Raw genomic sequence first — 5965 nt, 5'->3', positions numbered from 1 at the left:
TCTTTGTAGAGGAGAGATTCCAACAGACTGCGCGAATCGCGGGTACTGATTTCATCCACCTCGACGCTGCCCGTCAGCCGCGGATCCACCCCCGGATAGTTCCGCCAGTAAACACTTCGGCACGCCGACATCCGGAACCTGTCACCGGCAATAACGAATTCGATATCCCCTTCCGGGTCATAACTGATACGGATCTCCCCAGGGAAGCGAGTTGTATCCAGGACCACGACACGGACCCCACGGCGACCAACAGCGCTGCACACTGCCTGAACGTGAGCGCAATTCTCACTGCCCAGAACCAGCACAAAGGGGGTTGTGTCGGCATGGTACTCAACCTCCTTCATGCAACCTCCCTGCCTCCAGAGTCACCACCCGATCCGCCATATCAATGGTTGCCTGGCGGTGAGCCACCATCACTCGCGTCATGTTCATTTGTACCAAGAAGCCGTTAATTCGGCTTTCTGTAGTCACATCCAGATGGCTGGTTGCTTCGTCGAGAAACAGTATCCGGGGGCGACGATAAAGGGCGCGGGCTATCATCAACCGTTGCTTCTGACCGCCGGAGAGGGTAGTGCCCATATCCCCCACCAGACTGTTATACCCCATGGGCATCGCCTCGATGTCCTCGTGCAGGCAGGCCATGAGCGCGCATTCACGGATCCATTTGTGATCCGGATCATGATCGAAAAACGAAATATTGTCGGAGATACTGCCGGACAGCAGTTGATCCTCCTGCATGACAGCCGCTACCTGCTCCCTGAAATGGCGCAGGCCAAGTACTCGGATATCCAGAAATGACGCGCGGGCCTGATCCGCAACCTCGGCATGCTCCTGTTCCATACTGACCTGGACTTCGCCGGTACTCGGTTCAAGCAGGCCGAGCATGATCTTCAGCAGCGTGCTCTTCCCCGTTCCGGAAGGGCCTCGAATGGCCACAGCCTGACCTGCAGGGATTTCCAACGATAGGTCCTGAAACAACCAGGGATCCTCTTCCGTATACCGGTAACTGATCCCCTGTAACCTGAAGTTTCCCGAAAGTTCACGCTCATCACCTCCATCAGTTTCCAGATGGGCTTCCGTCTGGGATTTGGCAATGTCGGCAATCCGCTCCAGGTGAAGCCGGAGCATCTTCAGTTCAATCGCTTTGTTGATCAGCGCCTCTGCCTTCGAGGTGAACTGCTTCTTGTAAGAGACAAAGGCGTACAGCATGCCAACGGTAAAGGCACCCTGACCTTCAAGCACAAGGCTGGCTCCAAGGTATATGACGAGAATGTTCTCCAGCCCGAAAAGCAGGCCATTGGCCGTATTGAAGCCGATGTCGAACTTACCCAGGCTGATATCCGTGTTGATACGCTCCGCGTAGCGGTTCTGCCAGAGACTCTGACGATCCACTTCCTTGCCGAAAAGCTTGATCGACTGGACGCCACGCACTGTTTCCATGAAGTTGGACTGCTCCTTGGCCTCGGCGAGGATGCTCTCCTCGGTGAGATTCCGGAATGGCCGGAACAGGGCCAGACGCAGGAGCAGATAGAGACTCACAAATGCCAGGACAATAAGAGCCAGCATCGGACTGTAAACGAACAGCAGAATAACCAGGATGATGGACATAACCCCATCAACCAGTACCTCCACAAACCCTGTGGTAAACATCTCCTTGACCTGCTGGAGGGACTGAAAACGGGAAACCACGTCACCAATGTGACGGTTCTCGAAATAGTCCAGGGGTAAACGCACCAGGTGCCGGAAAAGGTTGTTCGCCATCTGCATGTTGAGCATGCTGCTGAACATCAGCACCACCCAGGAACGCAGCATCTGGGTCCCGATCTCAATGATCACCAGCATCAGGAACCCAAGAGCGAGTACCAGCAGAAGATCCGCGTCGTAACTGACCAGCGCTTCATCCACTACCAGCTGCATGTAGAAAGGGCCACCCAGAGCGAAAACCTGGAGCGCGAAGGACAGGACAAGCACCTGCGCAAGGGCTCCGTTGAACCCGCTGATCCGGCTCCAGAAGTCGGTCAGCTTCATGGAACGGCGTTCGTCTTCCTTCTCAAAGCCAGGGGCCGGGGTAAGCTCGAGAGCGATGCCGGTAAAATGCTGGGACAACTCATCGCGGTCCAGATATCGAGCCCCTTGAGCAGGGTCGTGAATAACCGCCTTGCTGCCACTGAAACCGGCCAGCACCACAAAGTGATTCATGTCCCAGTGCAGGATGGCGGGTGTTTCGAGATCCCGTATCTGGTCCACTTCCAGCTTGAGGGGGCGGGCGCCCATGTTGAGACGATCCGCGGTGGTCATCAGGCTCTTGAGGGTGGCGCCCTTGAGTGAAACGGGGAAACGGCGGCGGAGGGTATTCAGGTCCGTGTGAAACCCATGAAAGCCGGCAACCATGGCAAGGCACGCAAGACCGCATTCAGCCATAGCGGTCTGCTGGATCACCGGCACTTTCCTGCGACCGGAAAACTGGAGCAGGGACAGCGGCGAATCCATTACAGGGTCCCCTTGAGACTGTAGAGCGGTTTCAGTATCCATTGGTAAAGTGGCCGTTCATCCAGAAGGATGTCCGCCTGGAGGGTCATGCCGGCATCAAGTGGCATCTCGCGGCCGTAAGCCATCAAGGTCTGCTGGCTCAGTTCCGCGCTCACCCGATAAACCGGTGTCTGAGGCCTGATCGGTGCATCCACCTCATCAGGGGAGAGAACGGTCTCCGCCACATCCGAAACCTGGCTCTCATGATTGCCAAAGCGCTCATGAGGGAAGGCGTCGTACCGAACACGCACGGGTAAATCAGGCTCGACAAAACCAATAGCCCGGCTGGGCACGAGAAGCTCAGCTTCCAGCGAGCTGCCTTCCGGCAGAATGGCCATCATGGGGCGCTGAGAAGAGGCCATCTGCCCCGGCTTCACCTGTAGACTTGTAACACGACCAGCACGGGGCGCCTCTACCGAAAATGCATGCTCTCCCCGGTGTTGCAGTCGTCGCTCATCAAGCCCTGCTATTTCCGCCCTCAGCTCATCCAGTGTTGCCTGGGTCTCACTTTCCAGAGAGTCCAGTTCAAAACGTGCGTTCTCAAGCTCTCCCTCTTCGGTTGATAGAGACTGTCGGAGTTGATTCTGCCGTTGCTGTTCGTCCAGCAGGGTCTGATACCGTGCCTGGTACTCCTCCTCGGAAATCAGTTCATCCCTGTGAAGGTCTTTCAGGGATTGGTAACGACTTTCCGCCAACTCAATCCGCTCCTTCTGGAGCTGGATCTGCTCCTTGAGTTGATCAATCTGATGTTCGTGCCCATCAATACGGCTGCGGAGATAGACCTCGCGTGCATCCCGCCGCCTCTTCTGGCGTTCAATCCTCTGCTCCAGGCGTTGCTTCTGCTGTTCCAGAAGTTGCAGGACCAGAGTATTGAGCGTTCCCCCTTCCTCAAGCGTCTTGTCCGTGCTGACACGTGCCAGAACCTCGCCCTCATCAACCCTGTCACCAGCCTCAACGTTTAGTTTGGTGATGGTCCCGACCTGAGAGGCATACACCTCCACCATGCCCTCAGCAGGGCTAAGGTACCCCTGAACCGTTTCCTTGCGTGTATAGGTGCCGAGATACAGATACAGAACCAGGCAGACCAGAACCACGGCCACGGCAGCACTCAGAAGCCGCAACGAAAGAGGCTGCGTCAGAAGGATCTCCCCCCAGAGACGCTCTCGCTGATAGGCTACCGCTTCCTGGCGAAACAACTGGCCTGTCATGAGGGACTCTCCAGCCAATCATTGACCGTTTCCAGGAAAGCCCGATCCAGCGAACCAGTCTGCGCACGGAGCCGAGCGAGCGCACCAACGTAATCAATGCGAGCCTCTTCATAGTCCTGACGGGCGGAAAACAGGGCTCGTTGAGCACGCACAACCTCCACCGTATCCCGCAGACCGGATTCAGCAGCCCGCTTGGTAGCAGAGAGCCTTTCCTTCTGCGTCTGCAATGAGACTTCCGCCGCTGAAATGGCCTCGCGAAGACTCTGCAGATCCCTGAGATTCACCTTGACGGAGCGCCGGGCCTCGATAATGGCTGCGCGCCGTTGTTCGTAGGCCTGCTCCTTTTCTGCCCGAGCCTGCCGGTAGGCTGAAAGGTTGCGGCCCCCGGTAAACAGAGGCATCGAAAGCTGGACACCCACCACCACCGACTCAATATCGTCGTCCGCCAGAGCCCCCGCACTCGGGGCTTGCTCAAGCTCGCTCTGCTCCCGGTTAGCCTTCACCGTCAAGTCGATTTCAGGCGCAAAATCGGCCAATGCCCTCTTCCATTGCATTTCCGCCTGCATGCTGGCGGCTTCAAGCACCTGAACCCTGGCATTCCGGGAACGGCTGGCATCAAGCAGTTTGCCCCTGGAGGAATAACGGTGCTGGCGAGGCTCAAAACGGTCAGCAAGTGGCGCAACCTCTTCAACCGCCTTACCGCTTAGGGCCGTCAGTTTCTGCATTGCCGCGTGCTGGGAGGAACGGGCTCGAACCAACTCAAGCTCCGCCTGCTTCAGTTCCGCCTGTGCATCCGAAACATCCAATCGCGAGGTCAGGCCTGCGTCCAGGCGTGATTTGGCCTGCCTCCGCTGAGCCTCGGCAGCTTCCACACGAGTGTCGAGGGTCCGAGCCCTGACCTGGGCACGTAATGCTTCCAGATACGCCTGAAGCAATTCCCTGTTAAAGCGTTGCAGACGCTGCTTGAATTCGAGCTCTGCAACCCGGGCTCCAGCGCGTCCTGCTCTATAGTCGTACCAGGCATCCAGCCGGAATACCGGTTGGGTCAGGGAGGCCTGATAACGAGTATTGGCTATTTCCCTTCGCTGTTCTGTAACGCCGCCAGCTCGGGTCGGTTGATCGGTAAGCGGTCCACGAACTACGCGGTGACCGCCCCTTCCTGACGCCAGGGCAGCAGCCGGTCCAGCTGCTCTTCGGTGGTGGCTGTTGGCAGCTGGCTCAGCACTTTGACCATATACTCGTAGGGTTCGAGCCCATTGGCCTTGGCCGTCTCGATCAGGCTGTAGATGCGGGCGCTGGCATCGGCTCCTTTCGGGGTGTCACTGAACAGCCAGTTCTTGCGCCCGATCACGAACGGGCGGATGGCGTTCTCCGCCGGGTTATTGTCCAGCGGGATCTGCCCATCGTCGAGGAACCGGGTCAGCCGCGGCCACTGCTGCGACAGGTAATGCAGTGCCTTGCCCAACGCCGTCTTTGGCGGCACTCGATGAAGTTGGCTTTCCAGCCAGTCTTGGAGCCGGTCGATGATCGGCTGGCTTTGTTGCCGGCGCAGCGCCTGTCGTTCATCAACGCTCAGAGGCCTGGCCTGCTGTTCGACGGTGTAGAGCCGGCGGATGAGCTTGAGCGCCTTGTCCGTCTGACCGACTTTGCCCTTGGGCTGAACTTTGTGGGCGCTGACGAACTTGCGTCGGGCGTGGGCCCAACAGCCGGCATGGGTCAGCCCGTTCTGGCGGGCGATCTGCGCGTAGCCCTCATAGCCATCGGTCACCAACACCCCCTGGAACTGGCCCAGCAGTTCGATGGGGATGCGCCCGGCGCGCGAGGGCCGGTAGTCAAACAGTACGATCGACCCCCCTTCGGGCGGGCCACCTCGCTGCAGCCACATGTAGGAGGTGGTGCTTGCCTCGCGGTCCTTCTCATCGTTGACCTGAACGGTGGTCTCATCCATGTGGATGACCGGGCTGGCGCGTAAGTGCTCACGAAGGCGCTCGATCAGTGGCTCCACGCGCTCGCTGGCCTGGATCATCCAGCGCGCCAGGGTATTGCGGGGCAGTTCCACCCCCAGGCGTTTGAACGCCTGCTGCTGACGATACAGCGGCAGCGCATCCACGTATTTGGCCACCAGGCAGTAGGCCAGCAGGTTGGCACTGGCGTTGGATTTGGGCAGTGGCTGCGCCGGAGCCGGCGCAATGGCGACGCCGTCCTCGCACTGACGACAGGCGTATTTT

4 protein-coding genes and 1 pseudogene are annotated in these 5965 nt (G+C 58.5%); all 5 read right to left on the bottom strand.

Features of this window, described 5'->3' with window-relative positions; translation table 11 throughout:
* Window positions 1–344: pseudogene (locus F3089_RS15640) on the bottom strand (hypothetical protein); the annotation flags it as partial.
* Window positions 331–2490 (bottom strand): peptidase domain-containing ABC transporter, encoded by a 2160-nt coding sequence (locus tag F3089_RS15635; RefSeq protein ID WP_192497418.1) that lies wholly within the window; start codon window positions 2488–2490, stop codon window positions 331–333. The pseudogene F3089_RS15640 and the gene F3089_RS15635, both read right to left, overlap by 14 nt.
* On the bottom strand, window positions 2490–3737 hold the full coding sequence (locus F3089_RS15630; protein WP_151441713.1) for an HlyD family secretion protein: 1248 nt from the start codon (window positions 3735–3737) through the stop codon (window positions 2490–2492). Before F3089_RS15630 ends, F3089_RS15635 begins: the two co-directional genes overlap by 1 nt.
* Complete coding sequence (locus F3089_RS15625; protein WP_225741798.1) at window positions 3734–4813, bottom strand: TolC family protein; 1080 nt, start codon at window positions 4811–4813, stop codon at window positions 3734–3736. The genes F3089_RS15630 and F3089_RS15625 overlap by 4 nt, the downstream gene beginning before the upstream one ends.
* A gap of 62 nt (window positions 4814–4875) precedes the next feature.
* Window positions 4876–5965: IS66 family transposase (tnpC, locus tag F3089_RS15620; RefSeq protein WP_151441712.1), on the bottom strand; the 1090-nt coding region annotated here is incomplete at its 5' end.

Origin of the sequence: Halospina sp. K52047b, from assembly GCF_008709855.1 — a bacterium.
Lineage (GTDB): Bacteria > Pseudomonadota > Gammaproteobacteria > Pseudomonadales > Oleiphilaceae > Halospina > Halospina utahensis_B.
Note: the sequence above shows the minus strand (reverse complement) of the source record. Positions and strands in the feature narration are given on the sequence as shown.